This window comes from Bradyrhizobium sp. 31Argb, from assembly GCF_043638955.1.
GTDB lineage: Bacteria > Pseudomonadota > Alphaproteobacteria > Rhizobiales > Xanthobacteraceae > Bradyrhizobium.
The window spans coordinates 78,206-96,956 of the sequence record NZ_JBEGDB010000001.1 but is presented as its reverse complement, the minus strand read 5'-3'; the positions used below and the strand labels follow the sequence as shown (position 1 = coordinate 96,956).

19 protein-coding genes are annotated in these 18,751 nt (G+C 64.1%); 3 read left to right on the top strand and 16 right to left on the bottom strand.

The window, feature by feature from the left end; genetic code table 11:
* Positions 1-19 precede the first annotated feature (19 nt).
* The 5 genes from AAFX91_RS00505 to AAFX91_RS00485 all read right to left on the bottom strand — a co-directional run bounded on the left by AAFX91_RS00505 (position 20) and on the right by AAFX91_RS00485 (position 4,095).
* Positions 20-673, bottom strand: coding sequence for an ABC-type transport auxiliary lipoprotein family protein (locus AAFX91_RS00505; protein ID WP_394565219.1), 654 nt, complete (start codon positions 671-673; stop codon positions 20-22).
* A complete protein-coding gene (locus tag AAFX91_RS00500; protein ID WP_394565218.1) occupies positions 639-1,121 on the bottom strand; it encodes an MlaD family protein in 483 nt (160 codons plus the stop codon). The genes AAFX91_RS00505 and AAFX91_RS00500 overlap by 35 nt, the downstream gene beginning before the upstream one ends.
* Positions 1,122-1,134: 13 nt before the next feature.
* The gene (locus AAFX91_RS00495) at positions 1,135-1,866 is read right to left on the bottom strand and encodes an ABC transporter ATP-binding protein (RefSeq protein ID WP_394565217.1); all 732 of its coding nucleotides are present in this window, start codon (positions 1,864-1,866) and stop codon (positions 1,135-1,137) included.
* Positions 1,867-1,868: 2 nt separating this feature from the next.
* Complete coding sequence (locus tag AAFX91_RS00490) at positions 1,869-2,990, bottom strand: MlaE family ABC transporter permease (RefSeq protein WP_394565216.1); 1,122 nt, start codon at positions 2,988-2,990, stop codon at positions 1,869-1,871.
* A 232-nt stretch (positions 2,991-3,222) separates the two neighbouring features.
* Positions 3,223-4,095 (bottom strand): NmrA family NAD(P)-binding protein, encoded by an 873-nt coding sequence (locus AAFX91_RS00485; RefSeq protein WP_394565215.1) that lies wholly within the window; start codon positions 4,093-4,095, stop codon positions 3,223-3,225.
* A 151-nt stretch (positions 4,096-4,246) separates the two neighbouring features.
* On the opposite strand from AAFX91_RS00485, the gene AAFX91_RS00480 reads away from it, so the two are divergent.
* The gene (locus AAFX91_RS00480; protein WP_394565214.1) at positions 4,247-4,624 is read left to right on the top strand and encodes a winged helix-turn-helix transcriptional regulator; all 378 of its coding nucleotides are present in this window, start codon (positions 4,247-4,249) and stop codon (positions 4,622-4,624) included.
* A 13-nt stretch (positions 4,625-4,637) separates the two neighbouring features.
* On the opposite strand, the gene AAFX91_RS00475 is transcribed toward AAFX91_RS00480, so the two are convergent.
* From AAFX91_RS00475 to AAFX91_RS00425, 11 genes are all read right to left on the bottom strand, one after another.
* The gene (locus AAFX91_RS00475) at positions 4,638-5,303 is read right to left on the bottom strand and encodes an energy transducer TonB (protein WP_394565213.1); all 666 of its coding nucleotides are present in this window, start codon (positions 5,301-5,303) and stop codon (positions 4,638-4,640) included.
* Positions 5,304-5,611: 308 nt separating this feature from the next.
* Entirely contained in the window at positions 5,612-7,348 is a 1,737-nt protein-coding gene (locus AAFX91_RS00470; protein ID WP_394565212.1) for a chemotaxis protein, read from the bottom strand.
* Between the two features lie 4 nt (positions 7,349-7,352).
* On the bottom strand, positions 7,353-8,444 hold the full coding sequence (locus AAFX91_RS00465) for a chemotaxis response regulator protein-glutamate methylesterase (RefSeq protein ID WP_394565211.1): 1,092 nt from the start codon (positions 8,442-8,444) through the stop codon (positions 7,353-7,355).
* 80 nt (positions 8,445-8,524) lie between these two features.
* A complete protein-coding gene (locus AAFX91_RS00460) occupies positions 8,525-9,367 on the bottom strand; it encodes a CheR family methyltransferase (RefSeq protein ID WP_394565210.1) in 843 nt (280 codons plus the stop codon).
* A 16-nt stretch (positions 9,368-9,383) separates the two neighbouring features.
* Positions 9,384-9,869, bottom strand: a complete 486-nt coding sequence (locus AAFX91_RS00455) for a chemotaxis protein CheW (RefSeq protein WP_394565209.1) — start codon at positions 9,867-9,869, stop codon at positions 9,384-9,386.
* A gap of 104 nt (positions 9,870-9,973) precedes the next feature.
* A complete protein-coding gene (locus tag AAFX91_RS00450; protein WP_394565208.1) occupies positions 9,974-11,788 on the bottom strand; it encodes a methyl-accepting chemotaxis protein in 1,815 nt (604 codons plus the stop codon).
* 83 nt (positions 11,789-11,871) lie between these two features.
* Entirely contained in the window at positions 11,872-13,569 is a 1,698-nt protein-coding gene (locus AAFX91_RS00445; RefSeq protein ID WP_394565207.1) for a methyl-accepting chemotaxis protein, read from the bottom strand.
* Between the two features lie 38 nt (positions 13,570-13,607).
* The gene (locus AAFX91_RS00440; RefSeq protein WP_394565206.1) at positions 13,608-14,078 is read right to left on the bottom strand and encodes a chemotaxis protein CheW; all 471 of its coding nucleotides are present in this window, start codon (positions 14,076-14,078) and stop codon (positions 13,608-13,610) included.
* Complete coding sequence (locus AAFX91_RS00435) at positions 14,079-16,118, bottom strand: chemotaxis protein CheA (RefSeq protein WP_394565205.1); 2,040 nt, start codon at positions 16,116-16,118, stop codon at positions 14,079-14,081.
* Positions 16,115-16,411, bottom strand: a complete 297-nt coding sequence (locus tag AAFX91_RS00430) for a response regulator (protein WP_394565204.1) — start codon at positions 16,409-16,411, stop codon at positions 16,115-16,117. Before AAFX91_RS00430 ends, AAFX91_RS00435 begins: the two co-directional genes overlap by 4 nt.
* Complete coding sequence (locus tag AAFX91_RS00425; protein ID WP_394565203.1) at positions 16,411-16,728, bottom strand: lipid asymmetry maintenance protein MlaB; 318 nt, start codon at positions 16,726-16,728, stop codon at positions 16,411-16,413. The genes AAFX91_RS00430 and AAFX91_RS00425 overlap by 1 nt, the downstream gene beginning before the upstream one ends.
* Positions 16,729-17,025: 297 nt before the next feature.
* On the opposite strand from AAFX91_RS00425, the gene AAFX91_RS00420 reads away from it, so the two are divergent.
* Together AAFX91_RS00420 and AAFX91_RS00415 are read left to right on the top strand one after the other, a co-directional pair.
* Positions 17,026-18,108, top strand: coding sequence for an HD domain-containing phosphohydrolase (locus tag AAFX91_RS00420; RefSeq protein WP_282530085.1), 1,083 nt, complete (start codon positions 17,026-17,028; stop codon positions 18,106-18,108).
* Positions 18,109-18,406: 298 nt separating this feature from the next.
* Complete coding sequence (locus tag AAFX91_RS00415) at positions 18,407-18,661, top strand: hypothetical protein (RefSeq protein ID WP_130577804.1); 255 nt, start codon at positions 18,407-18,409, stop codon at positions 18,659-18,661.
* Positions 18,662-18,751: the final 90 nt, after the last annotated feature.

Sequence of the window (18,751 nt, the reverse complement as noted above, 5' to 3'; positions counted from 1 at the left end):
GTGGGACGTCGCGCGGACGTTAGGAATTGCTGGCCGTCCATGGGATCAACTCGCGCGCCAGCGCATCGAAAGCGGTGTTGAAGGCCTTTGCCGCCGGCGCGGGGGCCAGCGTCTCGATCGGCGCTTCCTGCTGGAAGACGCGCGCGGCGCGCAGATGTCCTGATGCATCGAGGAGCTTGGCTGATAGCGCGATCACGGCGTGCGGCTGCGGCGCCGTGACGATCTCGAACTTGCGCATGTCGAGCAGCAGGCGGGACGAGCCTTCCGGCGCAGTGTCGGGCCGGAACGGAGGATGGGCGATGTCGTAGTTCTCAAAACTCTGCAGCAGTTTCGCCTGCACGAGCTGCGGCAGGGCGTCGCTCCATTGCGCGTCGGAAAAATCCTTGTCGTCGTCGCCCGCGAACAGGAAGCGCTGGGTCTGCAGCGCAGTGATCGCCGTCGGCTCGGCAATGGCAAGCGTTCCCTTGAAGGGGCGAATCGGCGCATCGAACCGGCTGGCCGGGCTGAGGTCGAAAGTCGTCTTGCGCGCCGGGGCAGAACCGCCGCCCATGGTCCGATCGAGACCGGCGATGATATTGTCCAGGCGCGGGGTGTTGCGCGCGAGCCCATCGGCAAAGGTGCCGAGGTTGCCGATCGCGTCATGCAGCGGTCCAGAATTTTCGCTGAGCCGCATCGACCTTGCGCAGCGCATCGCGCGCGGCCTGCGTCATGCTCTGTCCCGCCCCTTTCTCGGCGATCAGCGGCCCCTGCACGCGCGGCGCGTCGATGCGCTCACCACCTTCCAGCGCCACCACGGGGACGCCGGTCAGGCCCTGGAAATCGAGGCCGACCTTGGTGTCGGCGCGAACCGGCGTGCGCTCGAGCACGGCGATGGTGGCGTGGACGTCGCGCGGCCGGTCGGGCACGAATTCGAGCGAGGTGACTTCACCGACGCGGATGCCGTTGAACAGCACCGCGGCGCCCACGAGCAGGCCGGGAACGGGGCCATTGAAGACGACCTGGTAGGTCTCGCGCTTGCCGATGCCGCCGGTGTTGTTGAGCCAGTAGACGAAGCCGAACACGGCGACGATCGCCGCCAGGACGAAGGCGCCGACAACGATAAAGGGTGCGCGCGTTTCCATTGATGTCGTTCCGTTAAGCGTTGAGATGAAGCATTTGCGCTCGCGCGCCGTGGAAATAGGCCCGCACCCACGGATGATCGGATTCCAGCACCGATTTCAGCGGACCGAGCGCGGCGATCTTGCCGTCGGCCAGCGCCGCGACGCGGTCGCAGACCGCGTAGAGCGTGTTGAGGTCGTGGGTGACCATGAAGACGGTGAAGCCGAGCGTCCGCTGCAGCGTCTTGATCAGGGAATCGAATTCGCCGGCGGCGATCGGGTCCAGCCCCGAGGTCGGCTCATCCAGGAACAGCAGCGCGGGATCGAGCGCGAGCGCGCGCGCCAGCGCCACGCGCTTGACCATGCCGCCGGAAAGTTCGGAGGGAAACTTGTCGCCATCGTCGACGGTGAGGCCGACCATCTCGAGCTTCGCATTGGCGATCTCGTCCAGCAGCGACGGCGACAGATGCGCGGCCTCGCGCAGCGGGAATTGCACGTTCTGCCGCGCATTCAGCGCCGAGAACAGCGCGCCCTGCTGGAACAGCACGCCACTCCTGCCGCCATTTTCGGCAAGCTCGATGATGCCGCCGCGCTTCGGTAGCAAGCCGATGATCGTGCGCATCAGCACGGATTTGCCGCCGCCGGACGCGCCGACGAGGCCCAGGATTTCGCCCTGACGGACATCGAGATTGAGATGGTCGAGCACAATCTTGCGGCCGAAGCCGACGATGAGATCCTGCACGTGGATGGCGATACGTTCTTCGGTCACGGCTACATTCCGATCGAGGCGAAGAACACGGCGAACAGGCCGTCGAGCACAATGACCAGGAAGATCGACTTGACCACGGAGGACGTCGTCTGCTGTCCGAGCGATTCCGCGCTGCCCTTGACGCGAAGCCCCTCGCTCGCGGCGATTAGGCCGATGACCAGCGCCATGAACGGCGCCTTGATCATGCCGACCTCAAAGCTGTTGATCGAGACCGCCTCATGCAGCCGCGCGACGAAGATCGCCGGGCCCATGCCGCCATAGAGCCAGGTGACGAGCCCGCCGCCATAGAGCGCGGCCATCGATCCCAAGAAGGTGAGGATCGGCAGCGCGATGACCAGCGCCAGCACCCGCGGCAGGATCAGGACCTCGACGGGATCGAGGCCCATGGTCGTGAGCGCATCGATCTCCTCGCGCATCTTCATCGAGCCGATCTCGGCGGTGTAGGCGCTGCCCGAACGTCCGGCCACCATGATCGCGACGATCAGGACCCCCAGTTCGCGCAGCACCAGGATGCCGACCATGTCGACGACGTAGGAATCGGCGCCGAACTTGCGGAAATGGAAAATGCCCTGCTGGGCGATGATGGCGCCGATCAGGAACGTGATCAGCGCCATGATCGGGATCGCGCGCCAGCCGACCTGGCCGAGCTGATAGACGGTGGAGGTGAAGCGAAACGATCGCGGATGGCGCAGCGTCCGGAACAGCGCGATGCCGACACTGCCGAGCATGTCGAGGAAGACCATGGTCTCGGCAATGACGCCACGTCCGACCCGCTCGAGCAGGTCGGCGAGCGCGTTGGTGCGCCGCGCGGGCGCCGGCGGCCTGCGGTTCAGTTTCCGAACTTCGCCTATCAATCCGGAATAGCTGGCGGAAAGGCCGGTTATCTCGGCCTCAGTCGTTTGCGCCGGCCCGCCGCGCGCCAATTTCTCGATCAACCAGGCGCCCACCGTGTCGAGCGCGGTGATCCCGCTGAGGTCGATCTTGCGGATGCCATGCGCAAGCCGCGGCTGGATGCCTGTGCACAGCCGCTCCAGAATCTCGACATTGGCAACCGTCCACGCGCCACGCGGATGGAGCGAGCCGACTGCGCCGTCATCCATGGTCAGGTCAGGGGCACTGCTCAAGATGATACCTCCGGAAGTCCGGACGCGACCCTAGCCAGGCCGGCCGGCAATCGTTTGACACAGCGCAATAAAGGCCCCGGCTGGCCCGAACCTTGAGGGCGTGATCATGCCGCAGGGCGATGCGGCAGCATCGTAGCCCGGGTGGAGCAGAACGCGTAACCCGGGGACATCTGCATCAACGTTTGCGAGCGGCCCCGGGTTGCGCTGGCGCTCCACCCGGGCTACGGGCCCTCTATCGCGCGAGCGCTGCTGACACCGATTCGGCTATCGGCGTCGTGGGGCGACCGATGAGCGCGCTCAATTGCCTGGAGTCGTCATAGAGCGCACCATTGGCCGCTTTGGCATCGCTGTCCGCCAAGAGCGCCGCGAAGGCCTCCGGCAAGCCGATCGACACCAGCGCAGCCTTGTAATCGGCCTCCGGCAAATCCTTGTACACGACGGGCTTGCCGGACTGCCTGGCGATCTCGGCGGCATAGTCGGCGAGCGTATAGCCATTGTCGCCGGCAAGCTCGTAGATCTGGCCCGCCTGATCGTCGCGGCTTGCGAGCACGGCCGCCGCAGCCGCGGCATAGTCGGCGCGCGCGGCGAGCGAGAAGCGGCCATCCGCTGCAGAGCCCAGCACAGCGCCGTGCTGGATCGCGGCGGCGACATTGGCGGTGTAGTTCTCGGTGTACCAGCCGTTACGCAGGAATACGAACGGCACGCCGGATGCGCGGATCAGCGCTTCCGTCTTGCGGTGCTCTTCCGCCAGCGCCAGCGGGCTCGTGTCGGCATGGAGGATGCTGGTGTAGGCGAGCAGCTTCACGCCCGCCGCTTTGGCCGCATCGATGACATGGCCGTGTTGGCGGACGCGCTGCCCGATCTCGCTCGAGGAGATCAGAAGCACCTTGTCGGCGCCGGCGAGCGCGGCCTCGACGGCGGCGGGGTCTTCATAATTGGCGGTGCGAAGCTCGACACCGCGCTCCGCCAGGTCCTTGGCGGCGACGGGGTCGCGGACGATGCCAATCGGATGCGCGCCAGGGGCGATCCGCAAGAGCTCGGCGATGACGAGGCGGCCCAACTGGCCGGCTGCCCCGGTGATGGCGATACGTTCGGAAATTGTCATGGTCCTCTTCCTGGTCTAATCTTGCTGGTCTAAAATGTAGACCAAGCCTAGATACGAGGCCGCCGGAGATCGCGGAAGGAGGCAGTTTTTGGTGACAGGGTTACGCGCAAATAACCTCGGGTCGGCCCATGAGTGCCTGGCGCAGCGCTTTATGACCTGGCGCAGCGGCGAGTTCGACCTCGCGCTTTGCCCGGTGCGCGGCATCCTGGATCGTCTCGGCGACAAATGGACCACGTTGATCGTGATCGTGCTCGCGCAGCGGCCGCACCGCTTCAGCGAGATCAGGCGGTCGATCCCCGACATCTCCAAGCGCATGCTGACGCAGACGCTTCGCGACCTCGAGCGCGACGGGATGATCACGCGCCGCGTGTTCCCGACCAAGCCGCCGAGCGTTGAGTACGGGCTAACGGAGCTCGGCGAATCCCTGCTCGAACCGTTGGCCCAACTCGTCACCTGGGCGGAGAAGAGCCAGCCGAAGATTGCGACGGCGAGATCGGCGTTCGATGCGGCGGAAGCGTCGCGGGGCTAGGCAGCCCCAGATCTCACGACGGATCGAAGCCGAGCGCGACTTCCACTGTCATGGAATCGGGAAGAGCCGGCGGTATCTGCGGCAGCGGCTGAGCGCGGCGAATGGTATCGATTGCGGCCTGATCGAGCACGGCTTGACCGGAGCTGGTCTTGACCCACGCGCCGAGCAATGTCCCATCGCGACTGACCGAGAAGACCGCAAGCACCGTCCCCTGCAGATGCTGCCGCTTGGCGGCCCGCGGATAGCGCTGGAATTTGTCGATATGACGCACCAGGATGTCCCTGAACTGCAGCTTTGCGGGGGTTGGCACGGCGTCCTCGGAACGCTGCGGGATCCTGCTCAAAACGGCCGCTTCGGAAGACGACGTCTCTTCGACCGACAGTGCCGCGAGCTTGTTGCGCGACATGTCGGCTGGCGTCTCAGTCGGAGCCTTGCCCGGGTTTGTTGCGTTCACGGCCGTTGATTGCGAAGCTTGGTTCACGGGAATCGGCAGCGGATCCGGACGCGGCAACAGCCGGACCTCGACGACCGCCGTCGGTTCGGCCTGCCCGCCAGCCCTGTGCAACTGAAGGTGAAGCCAATACACGCCCCCCACGAAAAGCAACCCGACGATCGCCGGAAACAGCATCAGCCGAAAGCCCTGCCCGAACAGCGAGGCATCCGGATGGTCATCAGTCACGAAGGATTTCATCGCGCGGTGCTTACCGTGACGACCGCGCGCAAGGGCTGAGGGACTTCAGCGCCGACATGCGCCCCCAATAGCGAACCCCGCGCTGGCATCCGGTCATTTCGTTCGTGCCTGTCTTCCGTGAAATCATCCGGCCCGCAAAGCGGCTCGCCAGCGAGGGGCGCGGCTTCGGCCGGAAGCTAGCTCATATAGCCTCTTTGTGACAGAAATCTTTTCCTGCCAAGCTCCCGACGAGGCCTATTCGAGCTTGATGAGACGGCCAATCGGCCGCTCAGTAGATTCCGATTCCGGATCATGCCCTAGAACAGCAGCACGCCGTCGTCGTGCACCTCCGGCTCCGGCCGGTGCGGCGTAGATTTTGACATCACGCCGAGGCGCTGCAGGACATCCCGATGGACCTGCCGCTCCCGTTCCATCGTGTACTGCGCGAACAGATCGTCCAGCACCGCCTCATCGCTCGAAGTCAGCGACAGCTTTCCGATCGTTACGCTCGACGCCTCGAGGCGCGAGGCAGCAGCCGGAAGGGACGCGGACGCTTCGCCGAGTGCGGTCATCAGATCGCGGGCACCACCCATCAAGGCCTCGAACTCGGCACCCTCGTGGACGAGCCGGTCCATCAACCGACCGAGCCGCGCGTTGCCGGCCTCGATCTCCTGCAGCGTTTGCAGAATCGACGGCTCGAGCCTGGTCAATTGCGCGGGATTTCCATGAGCGCGCAGCTCCTTGAGATCGCCGGCCGCGCGCTCGATGCGGTCGAGGATCGGCTGCAGCCTGGAAGCGCCGGCGGAGACCTGATCCGCGGTCATCTTGAGCTCGTTGGCGATCACGACGAACGCATTGCCCTTGACGCCCAGATGGCCGGCCTTGAGGCTGGCATTCATGCCGATCAGGATGATGTCGACGACGGCCTCGCCAAGGCCCGCGATCGCCAGACGAAACTTGCCGAGCGTATCCTCGACGACGGCGAGAGCAGCATCGACCGATCTGCCCGAACTCTCGCAGGTCGTAATCAGCTCCGAGGCCTGCGCCAGCGTTTGCTTGATGACGGCAAGGAACGACGGGGCCTCGCCGTCGTAGCCGCCATATACCGAGCGACCTTGCGCGACCACGCCGGTTGCATCGGCAAGGATGGCATTCAGCGAACGGACGATCGCGCCGATATCATCGCCGAACTCGCGATCCGCATCCTTGAGCTGCGCGGCCTGGAGCTGGCAGATGATTGTGGCTTTCTGCCCGCTGGCATCCGCCTCAAGCGCCGGAACGATGCGCGCCGGCATCCCGTTGGCACGCCGCAAGCCGCCGCAGACATGCTCCAGACGTTGCCGCGTGCTGTCGCCCGACTGCAGCGAGATGATCGCGCTGCCGACGGCATCGGCGATCTTCTTGGTGCTCCTGCCCGCCAACTCGACAAGATGGACGCTCTTGTCCTGCTGCTCGCGCATCCCTGCATAGGCCGAGATCAGGCCGGCGCTCGCCGAGAGAAGCTGATCCCGATAGAGCTTCTCGAATTCCTTCTGTCGATTGAGCGCAGTTTCGACCGCCACCGACAGCAGCTTCTGATCGCGCGCGCAGCCTTCGATCGAATGCTGGACCGATTGCCCGAGCTCGAATACCTCCTTTGTGAAATCAAGGAAGCTGTCGCGGTCGCCGTCCAGCGACGCCGCCTCGATGCGCGCGCTCCGCGCGATGATGGAGATCATCTGGATGTGCTTGAAGAGCGGCGCGATCTGCGCCGATGCCGCCTCGGCATCCTCGCCGATCCGCCCGAGAAGTGCGCTTTCCGCCGGCAGCGCCTCGGCCAGCGCGTTCAGCCGGCCGGCAATATCCTGAAGCGCCGTCGATGCACCTTCGATTTCCGCGCCCGACATTTCGCGCGAGAGCCCCGTGAGCGCGCCCTCCAGCTCCTTGAACAGAGCGTGACCGCGACCGAGATGATTGCCGACCTTGGCAAAACTATCCTCGATGCGGGACGATACCTCCTCGATGGAGGCAGCTGCCGCAGTAACCGTGTCGGTCTGGACGTCGGGAGAGATCATTCCATCATTCCGTCAGGGCAGGTTGTCCGGCCTGGTGCCAGAGCATGATCTCGCGCGCGATCTGGTTGAGCGAGACCACCTTCTCCACGGCGCCGTGTGCGATCGCCTCTTTCGGCATGCCGAACACCACGCAGCTCTCTTCGTCCTGCGCGCGCGTCGCAGCACCAAGCTTGCGCATCTCCAAAAGGCCCCGCGCGCCGTCGTCGCCCATTCCCGTCATGATGATCCCGAGCGCATTGCGCCCGGCATATTGGGCCGCCGAACGGAACAGGACGTCGGCCGAAGGCCGATGCCGCGACACCGGCGGGCCGTCCTTGATGGCGATGCTGTAACGCAGGCCGGAGCGCTGCAGCAGCATATGGCGGGCGCCGGGCGCGATATAGGCGCAACCGGGCTGCACCGGCTCGCCATCCTCGGCCTCTTTCACCGTGATCTGACAGGCGGCGTTGAGACGCCTCGCGAATGCCGCGGTGAAGCCCTGCGGCATGTGCTGAACGATCAGGATCCCGGGACAAGTCGGCGGCAGCGCCTCCAGCACGTCGAGCAGCGCCTCGGTGCCGCCGGTCGAGACGCCGATACAGACGATGCGCTCGGTGGTCGGACGCGAACGTCCCTGGATCGGCGGCGGCATGATGGCATCCGCGGTCAGCTTTTTCTCGACGCTGCGCCGCTGCAGGCGAGGGCGCACCCGCGCACGCGCCGCCGACTTCACCGATTCGCGCAGCCGGCTCGAGCATTCCAGCAGCGCCTGCCGGGTATCGATCCGCGGCTTGGGAACGATATCGACCGCGCCGGCCTCGAACGCTTCGAACATCTGATCGGAGCCCTCTTCGGTGAGCGAGGAGCAGATGATCACCGGGATCGGGCGCTGCGCCATGATCTTGCGCAGGAACGTGATTCCGTCCATGCGCGGCATCTCGATGTCGAGGATGATCACGTCGGGCAATTCGTTCTGCAGCCGGCGTGCCGCGGCGAACGGATCGGACGCGGTCGCCATCACCTCGATATCCGGATCCTCGCTCAGGATGGTCGTGAGAATTTGGCGCACCGACGCCGAATCGTCCACGATCAGCACGCGAAGTTTCTGCCTGGGCATTGCCGTGCGCTCCACGTTGCTCTCTTTTCTTTGAGCATGATCTTTTCGGAAAACCGGTTCCCACTTTTCCGGATCATGCTCTAGACTCTAAAGATCGTCGGCTGAACCTGCTTCAACGTCGGCACCGTGTTGTGGATCATCGATTCGGAATGCCCCACCAGCAGATAGCCTCCCGGCCGCAGATGGGCGCAAAGCTGATCGACGACCTTGCGCTGCGTCTGCCTGTCGAAATAGATCAGGACGTTCCGGCAAAAGATGATGTCGACGTCGCGGTCCACCGGATAGCTGGAATCCATCAAATTCATCCGCATGAAATTCGTCAGTCGCCGCAATTCCGGCACCACGCGGACTTCGTTGCTCGACCGGTCCCTCGACGACAGGAAGTAGCGCTTCACGAATTCGGAAGGGACCGGCGCGATGACGTCGCGCGTGTAGATCGCGGCCTTGGCAAGCCGCAGGACCGCGGTCGAGATATCTGTTCCGAGGACACGAAACTGGAACCTGGTGCCGGACCTCGTCATGTCGTCGAGAACCATCGCGGTCGTATAGGCTTCCATGCCGGTCGAGCAGGCCGCGCTCCATATCTTCAGGCCGTGCGATCCGCGGCCGCGCGGCTTCAGGAGTGCCGGCACCGCGACCTCCTTCAAGAAGGTGAAATGCGCCGGCTCGCGGAAGAAATCCGTCTTGTTGGTCGTGACCACATCGATCAGATGGGTGAGTTCGTTGTCGGGCAAGCCATTGTCGAACAGATGCTCGACATATTCGTTGAGCCCGGGATAGTTGAGCGCGCGGACGCGCTTGTGCAGCCGCCCTTCCAGCATCAGGCGCTTGCCGGCAGGCAGCTTGATGCCGACCTGCCCCTCGATCAATTCAGCGATCGTGCGGAATTGACGATCGGATAGATGTAGCCCGGCCCCCAGCATCGCCGATTTCGCAAATCTAGGCTGCGGCTGATGCGTCGACCCGGGCCTCGTCGGCGGACACGTCCGCATCGGCCATCAGTCGTGCGAGATCGAAGATGATGACGAACTTTTCTCCCTTGCGCCCGATGCCCGCGATGTAGTCGGATTGCCAGCGTCCACCGACCGAAGGCACGGGACCGATCGAGTCCTCGTCGATGTCGGTGACCTCGAACACGCAGTCCGCCACGAAGCCGACGCCGACCAGGCGGTCGTTCATCGGCACGTCCAGGATGATGATGCGCGTCGCTTCCGTCGCCGGCACGCTCTGCAGATCGAGCTTCAGCCGGAGGTCGACGATCGGATAGCCGCTGCCGCGCACGTCGATCATGCCGAGCATGAAATGCGGCGCGTGCGGCAGACGCGAAATCGGCCGCATGTCGAGGATTTCGCGGACGTTGCAGATGCTGATGCCGAAGGTCTCCCCGGCGAGACCGAGCGTCAGATATTGAGCCGTGCCGGCCATGTTGCGTCCTTCCAGTCAGAGATCGCGGGGACTTGCCTCGAAGGCCGGGCCCCGCCTATTTCTGAGCATGATCTTTTCGGAAAACCGGTTCCCACTTTTCCGGATCATGCTCTAGCGCTGAAAATCCGCGTCGCGATCGTCATCGCCGCCGTCTTCCATCGCGAAGGCGAAGCCGCCACCGTTAGCAGCCTTGAGCGCACGCGCCGGCTTGGCGGCGGGCTTCTTGGCGTTGCGGTCGGCGGCCGCCATGCTCGCGGCTTTCGCGCGGAGCTGGCCAAGGCCCGGTCGATCGGCATCGCAGCCGCGGGCTTGTCCTTTGCCTGGTCGATACGGAAATAGGCGATCGTCGACTGCAACTGTTCGGCCTGGGAGGCCAGTTCTTCCGACGTCGAGGAGACCTGCTCGGATGCGCTGGCGTTCTGCTGGCCGACCTTGTCGAGCTGCTGGATCGCCTGGTTGATCTGCGCCGAGCCGACATCCTGCTCGCGGCAGGCCGCCGTGATCTCCTCCACAAGCTCCGCCGTCCTCTTGATATCAGGCACCAGCTTGGCCAGCATGCCGCCCGCTTCCTGTGCGACCTTCACGCTCTCTCCCGACAGCGTGCCGATTTCGGCCGCGGCCGCCTGGCTGCGCTCGGCGAGCTTGCGGACTTCGGAAGCGACCACCGCAAAGCCCTTGCCGTGCTCCCCAGCACGCGCCGCTTCGACCGCGGCGTTCAGGGCGAGCAGGTCGGTCTGGCGCGCGATCTCCTGCACGATGGTGATCTTTTCCGCGATCGTCTGCATTGCCTCGACGGCGCGGCCGACTGCGGCGCCGCTGGCTTCGGCATCCTTGGCCGACTGCCCTGCGATCTTCTCGGTCTGGTTGGCGTTCTCGGCGTTCTGCTTCACGTTGGCGGCCATTTCCTCCATCGAGGAGGAGGCTTCTTCGGCCGAGGAGGCCTGCTCGGTCGCCCCTTGCGAGAGCTGTTCGGCGCTGGCCGAGAGCTCCTGGCTGCCGGCCGAGACGTTCTGCGCCGCGGTCAGCGCTTCCGCGACGATCGTGCGGAGCTTCTCGACCATGCGCTCCAGAGCCATGCCGAGCGTATCTTTGTCCGACAGCCGCTTGGCATCGACGGTGAGATTGCCCTGCGCGATCTCGTTGGCGACGGCCGCCGTTCCGTTCAGGTTCACCGTCATCGCATTCAGCGACTTGACGAGATCGCCGATCTCATCGTTGCTGGCAACGTCGATCTTCTGGCTGAGATCGCCGATCGCGACCGCATCGGCGAGGTTTACGGCACGGCTGAGCCCGCGGCTGATGTTGAGTGCGATCCAGGTCGCCGCCACCACCGCGAACACGAGCGAGGCGATCACCAGGATGACCAACAGCATCTCCGCGCGCGCCCCGTCCTGCCTTGCCTGTTCGGCCTGCTCGGCCATCGCCGACTTGACAAGCGAGATGTAGGCGTTTGCGGCTTCGAGCGCGTCGGCCACCACCTTGCGACCGTCATTCATCGAACGATCAGTCGCCGCCGCCTTGTCGACCTTTGCGAGGCGGACCGTCTCGTCCTGATAGGCATTCAGTTTGACATAGGCGGCCGAAAAAGCATCGATCAGCTTCTTGCCTCTGTCGGTCGCGCCGGCATAGATTTCGTCCTTGGTCTTGAGCAGCGTCTCGCGAATCTTCGCCAAGTCCGCAACGAACTGATCATAGTTCTTGTCCGAGGCGATGATGGAGTTCTTCTCGGCCCGCACCTGAAGCAGGATGCCCTTTTCGAGCTCGGCGGCCTTGTCCATGCGTCCGGCCCGCGAAACGAGACTCTCGGCCGTGCCGACCATATCGCTGAGCTTCATGTAGCCCACCGCGCCCGCGACCATGGATAACAGGATGACAAGGCCAAAGGCGCCGGCCAGCTTTGCTTTGACGGTAAGTCTCATTTCAGTCCCCAAGAGAGATGCTCGAATTGTCGGTCGGATTGCAAACAATCCGGTCTGCTACGCACCAACTAACGCTTCGGTCCTCAGCGCTGAAAATCAGCGTCGCGGTCGTCCCCGTCTTCATCCAGCGCGAAGGCGAAACCGCCGCCATTGGCGACCTTGAGGGGGCGACGACCCTGCGGCTTGGTCTCGGCGGCCGGCGACTTCCTGGCGCCGCGATCGGCGGCCGCCATGGTCGCGGCCTTCGCGCGCAGTTGGCTGACCGCCTTGTCGATCGGCGCGGCCGCGGCCTTGCGGCCATGGTCGATGCGGAAGAAGGCGATCGTCGACTGCAACTGCTCGGCCTGGGAGGCGAGCTCTTCCGACGTTGAGGAGACCTGCTCGGATGCGCTGGCGTTCTGCTGGCCGACCTTGTCGAGCTGCTGGATCGCCTGGTTGATCTGCGCCGAACCGACGTCCTGCTCGCGGCAGGCCGCCGTGATCTCCTGGACCAGGTCCGCGGTTTTCTTGATATCGGGCACGAGCTTCGAGAGCATGCTGCCCGCCTCTTGCGCGACCTTCACGCTCTCCGTTGACAGCGTGCCGATTTCGGCGGCCGCCGCCTGGCTGCGTTCGGCGAGCTTGCGCACTTCGGAGGCGACCACCGCAAAGCCCTTGCCATGCTCGCCGGCGCGCGCCGCTTCGACCGCGGCGTTCAGGGCCAGGAGGTCGGTCTGGCGCGCGATCTCCTGCACGATGGTGATCTTTTCCGCGATCGTCTGCATCGCCTCGACAGCGCGGCCGACGGCGGCGCCGCTGGCCTCGGCATCCCTGGCCGACTGCCCTGCGATCTTCTCGGTCTGGTTGGCGTTGTCGGCGTTCTGCTTCACATTGGAGGCCATCTCCTCCATCGAGGACGAGGCTTCTTCAGCCGAAGACGCCTGCTCGGTCGCGCCCTGCGAGAGCTGTTCGGCGCTGGCGGAAAGCTCCTGGCTTCCAGCCGAGACGTTCTGCGCCGCGGTCAAGGCTTCCGAGACGATCTGCCGGAGTTTTTCGACCATCACGTTCAGCGACTTGACGAGATCGCCGATCTCATCGTTGCTGGCATTGGGAATGGTCTTGCTGAGATCGCCGTCGGCGACTGCGCCTGCAAGACCGACCGCACGTCCCAGCGAACGGCTGATGCTGATCGAAATCCAGAGCGCCGCCGCGATCGCAACCGCGAGCGAGACGCCAATCAAGGTCATTAGCATCAGTTGCGCCTGGTGGCCCGCCTCCTTCGATTGGGCAGCCTGCTCGGCCATCTGCCTCTTCGTGTTGGTGACATAGGCGCCCATGGCCTCGAGCGCGTCGGCGACGACCTTGCGTCCCTCATGCATCGAGCGCTCTGTGGCCTTGGCCTTGTCGGTCTTCGCCAGCTTGATGGTATCTTCCTGGAAGGCGTTCATCTTGGCGTAGGCGGCCGCGAACGTGTCGAGCAGCTTCCTGCCGGCCTCGCTCGCCAGCGCGTAGACCTCGTCCTTTATCTTCAGCGCCGCCTCGCGGGTCTTCGCGGCCTCCGCGGCAAACTGCTCGACGTCAGCTTCCGTCCCCAGAATTGCATTCTTCTCCGCTCGAAGCTGGAGCAGGATGTCCTTTTCGATCTGAGTCGCCTTCTCCATCCGCGTGGCGCGTAGCACCATGCTGTCGGCGGTCTCCATCATGTCGCCGAGCTTCATATAGGCGACGCCGCCCGCGACCGCGGACAGGACGATGATCAAACCGAACGCAATGGCCAGCTTGGCCTTGACCGTAAATCTCATGTGCAGCCCCTAACCCCAGTCTCGCCCCCGAGACTTCCTCAATTCAGGATACGTTCCATATTCGGTACGATGACGAACTCTTCACGCCACTTGGTGATGAAGCGGATGAACTCCGGCTTCCAATGCATGCCGACGCGCGGCGTCTGCTGCACGTCGGTCCGCGAGATCTCGGTAACCTCGTAGACTTTGTCAGCGGTGACGCCGACCAGCACCGGCTCGTTGTCGATGCCGACCTCGATCACGACGATCCGTGTCTCCGTGGAGGCTTCGGTCTGCGGCATCCCGAAACGGATGCGCAGGTCGGCCAGCGGAATGACATTGCCGCGCACATTGATGACGCTGGGCACGAACGAGCGCGAGCCGGCCACTTTCGTTGCGGGAACCGGATCGATGATCTCGCGCACCAGGCCTGCATCGAGCGCGAATTTCTCGTCGCCGAGCCCGATCATGACCACCTGCATCGAACCGTCCTGGACGGTTCCGGCGTCTTGGTGCCGATCTGTCGCCATCTATGCCGCCTCGCTCATCTGCTGCTTTTCCGCACGCGACTGCGCCAGCGCGACGAGCTGCACCACGTCGAGAATAAGCGCGGCGGTGCCGTCACCGAGGATGGTCGCGCCGGAAAAGATCGTGACATCGGAATGCAGCTTCGAAAGCGACTTGATGACGGTCTGATGATTGCCGATGATCTGGTCGGCAACCAGCCCGACGCGGGTCTCGCCGGTCGAGATGATGATCGTCTTCTGATGCTGTCCGGGCACACCCGGCACGTCGAGAATGTCGCGGAGCCGCAGGAAGGGCACGAGGTTGCCGCGCACGTTGAGGAAATTGCGGCCGCGCGAGCGCTCGTCGTCCGCCGTGAGTTCGACGCACTCCTCGACCGCCGGGAGCGGAATGATGTAGCGCCCCTCGCCGACCCGGATCAGCAATCCCTCGATGATCGCAAGCGTCAGCGGCAGGCGCAGCGTGACATTCGTTCCCTCGCCGGGTTTCGTCGACAAATCGATCGAGCCGCGCATGTTCTCGATGGTGCGCTTGACCACGTCCATGCCGACGCCGCGGCCGGACAGCGCCGAGATGGTCTGGGCGGTCGAGAACCCCGGATGGAACAGGAACTGGTGGATCTCATGATCCGACATCGCGGCACCGGGCGCGATCAGCCCCTGTTCTTCGGCCTTGGCGCGGATGCGCGCCGTGTTGAGGCCGCCGCCATTGTCCTTGACGGTGACGAGGACCTGCGCGCCGGAATGGACCGCCTGCAGCTCGATCCGTCCCTGCTCGGTCTTGCCGGACGCCGTGCGAGCCTCGGAATCCTCGATGCCGTGATCGATCGCATTGCGGATCAGGTGCACAAGCGGATCGGCGAGACATTCGATCATGGTCTTGTCGAGCTCGGTATCCTCGCCCGAGGTGACGAATTCGACCGGCTTGCCGAGGTCGCGGGACAGATCGTGGACCAGTCTTCGGAAGCGCCCGAACAGGGAGCCGATCGGCACCATCCGCGCGCCCATGGTGGTGTCGCGCAGGCTTCCCGCCAGCCGCTCGATCTCCTCCGCGATCATCTTAATCGAGAGATCGGAGCCGGCCGCGGCTAACTGGCTGAGCCGCGCCTGGGCAATGACGAGCTCACCGACCCGGTCCATCAACTCGTCGAGCCGTTCGGCTTGCACGCGGACCGTGGCGATGCCACGCTCTTCGGTGCGCTTCGGCTCCTCGCGCTTCCGCTCCGGCGGCGTCGCCGGCTCCGCCGCAGCGGGGACGGGGGCAGCGGCCAGCACCGCAGCCGGGGCGGCCGGCTCAGCTTCCACCACCGGCAATGCGAGCGCCGGCGCCGCGCGCTCGACCTGCGCCAGCGGCACCAGCGTCAGCTTCATCTCGTCCTGCACGAACATGAAGACGTCGTCGATGGCGTCCTTGTCGCAACCGCTATGCAGCGTGACGTCCCATTTCAGGTAGCAGTCCTCGGGCTCCAGCTCGTCCAAAAGCGGCACGCCATCGGTGACCGGCACGACGAAGCAGGGACCGAGCTTGCAGAGATCATCCAGGAGGTCGAGCGGATTGGAGCCGTTGCGGAGAATATGTGACTCGAATTCGAGGCGCAGTTGCCAGCCCGCCGGACGGCTCTCGCTTACCGGCGGGGCGTCGACGTTAGACTCGACCGGCAGGACCTGCTCGACAGGTGAAACGAAGCGCTTCAGATCATCCAGGATGGCGTCGCCGATGATCGAATCAGCGTCATCGGGCGCTTCGATCAGGGCACGGATATAGTCCTTCGCCGCCAGCGCGACCGCGATCAGCTCCTGCGTCGGCTTGATCTCGCCTTTGCGGACCAGTTCGAAGGCGGTCTCGAATTCGTGGGTGAACGCGGCGACCTTGTCGAAGCCGAACATGGCGCCGGAGCCCTTGATGGTGTGCAGGGCCCGAAACGCCGAGTCGACCAGCTCGCGATCGTCGGGACGCAGGCCGAGATCCAGCAAGGCCCCTTCGAGGGTTTCGAAAAGCTCGCTCGCCTCCTGACGGAATATCTCCGTCGGGTCCATGCTGCTCATGACCGCACCAGCTTGTTGACCACCGCAAGCAATTGCTCAGGCTTGAAAGGCTTGGTGATCCATCCGGTGGCGCCGGCGCTCTTGGCTTCCTGCTTCACCGCGTCGTTGGACTCGGTGGTGAGGAAGACGATCGGCAGGCCGACCTGCGACGGCAGCTTGCGCAGGGCCTGCGCCTTCGCCAGGCCCTGCGCCCCGTCGCCGGCCTCGATCACGTTGTGGCCCGCCGGCTCGAGCACGACCTTGATCATCTGGCGGATGCTGGGCGAATCATCGACCGTCAGGACCGTAGCCATCACGCGCCATCCTTCTTGTGAAAATGTTGGTCGATCATCGCGTCGCTGGAGAAGCCTGCGCGGCGAAGGGTATTGCGGAGGCTTTGCGAGAACGCAGTCAGGACGACCGGGCGGCCCTGCGCCTTGCCGGTCTCCGCGGTGGAAAGCAAAAGCTGGATCGACGTGACGTCGGCCCTGTCGACGGCGGAGCAGTCGATCTCGAGCCGATCATTGCGGCTGAAGGCCTCGCGGATCGTTTCATAGACCTGGCGGATCGACGCGATGCTGCAGTCCGGTGGCAATTGTAGCCACCGTTTGGGCTCCGTCACTTCAGCCATTCGCCGTCCCCCGCATTCCCAGTGATTCGCTTTAGCCGGAATGCGAATCTCTTTCGGCTGAAGTATCGGCAGAGATGGTGATTAAGATGTTAATCAAGCGCGATCTCGTTTCTGTGCGAGACGTCCGTACGAATACGGTGCCGAGGATTCGATGGGTAGCCTGGTACGATTTGCGCCTGCATTCACGCGCATCGAACAGGTTGTGCAATCGGCGATTGTCAGGCTTAGGTCGACGTTAAGAGCCCGCACAGTAGCTCTTGATCTCGTACAATCGACCGTCGCGTACCTGGACACCCGATGCTTACACAAGCGCTTCTCGTTGACGACAGTCGCTCTGTCCTCGACTTCCTCACGCGGCTCCTGGAAGCCGACGGCGCCGTTCAGGTCACGGCGTACACGGATCCGCTCCAGGCGATGACATCGGCGATGCAGCGCCAGTACGACATCGTGCTCGTGGACTATGAGATGCCGAGAATGGACGGCGTCACCTTCATCCGCGAACTCCGTGCACTCCAGAACTTCGGCAATATTCCGATCGTGATGATCACCTCGATACAGACGGACGAGGTGCGGATGAAGGCACTCGAGGCCGGCGCCACCGATTTCCTGCCGAAGCATCCGCAAACTCTGGAGACGAGGGTTCGGCTCAGAAATCTTATCCGGCTGGGCATTGCCGTTCGGCAACTGAACGACCGCGCTGCCGACCTCGTCCGGGACGTTGCCAGCGCCACGCAGAAGCTCCAGGAACGCGAGGAGGAGATCATTCTGCGTCTGGCGCTCGCCGTCGAGTACCGCGACAACGACACCGGCGAGCACACGCTTCGGGTAGCGAAATACAGCCGCATCATCGCCGAAGAACTCGGCCTGCCGTCGCGGCTCATCCGCGACATCTATCTTGCGGCACCCCTGCACGACGTCGGCAAGGTCGCGATACCCGACAGCATCCTGCTCAAGCCGGGCCGGCTGAACGCGGAGGAGATCGCGATCATGCGCACCCACGCCACGATCGGCGGACGCATCCTCGCCGACAGCCATTGCGAGCTGATCCAGCTTGGAGCCGAGATCGCTGCCGCTCATCACGAACGCTGGGACGGCGGCGGCTATCCCAACGGGCTCAGGGAAACCGACATTCCGATCGCGGCCCGCGTCGTCGCAGTCGCCGATGTCTTCGATGCGCTGACAATGAAGCGTCCCTACAAGGACCCGATGCCGCTTGCGGACGCACGCCGTTACCTCCAGGACAACAGGGCGCGCCAATTCGATCCCGCCTGCGTCGACGCCTTTCTTTCGCGCTGGAACGAAGTCGTGACGATTGCTACCGCGCAACATACAATGGCACCGTGGCAGGCCGAAATGCGCGCGCTTTCGACGGCCGTCTAGCTTCAACTGAAATCAAGCTGCTCGAGCGGGATGATTTTTTCCTCGAATCATCATCCCGCTCTATCCTCTTGTTTGAGCATGATCTTTTCGGAAAACCGATATCCGCTTTTCCGGATCATGCTCCAGGTTGTGTAACGTCGTTGTGAGCGGGCAGCTCCCGTCTGCAACCTGCGCACGAATGTGCTCACGCGGCATTGAGAGAACGTGAGAAGACGCGCCCTTTAAACAGCCTGCCGTGATCCGCACTTCGGAGAGGGAGCCACGCTCCATTGGCTCCGCTTCCTGATGGAGAACACCTATGTCTGCAATCAAGTTCTTGTCGATAGCGCTGGTCGCTGCGGCGACGCTTGCGACTCCCGCGATGGCTCGCGAACACACCCGGCACGTCGCGCGTGCCAATGCCGTTGCGGCACCGGAGCAAGTCTATGTCGGCGGACCGGGCTGCGTTCCTGCCCCGCGGGTAGGCGCGTTTGCATCGCAGCCCTGGACCGACGGCAACGTTCCCTGTGAACCGGGCACCGGCTACGGCTATTACGGTTACGGCTCTTATTGATCCGGTCGCTTCGGAGCCACCGTCGAACGTTGGCCGTCACTGGCCGGAAAACGAGTGTCCTGTCGGTCAAGCTGACAGTCGAGACTGAAG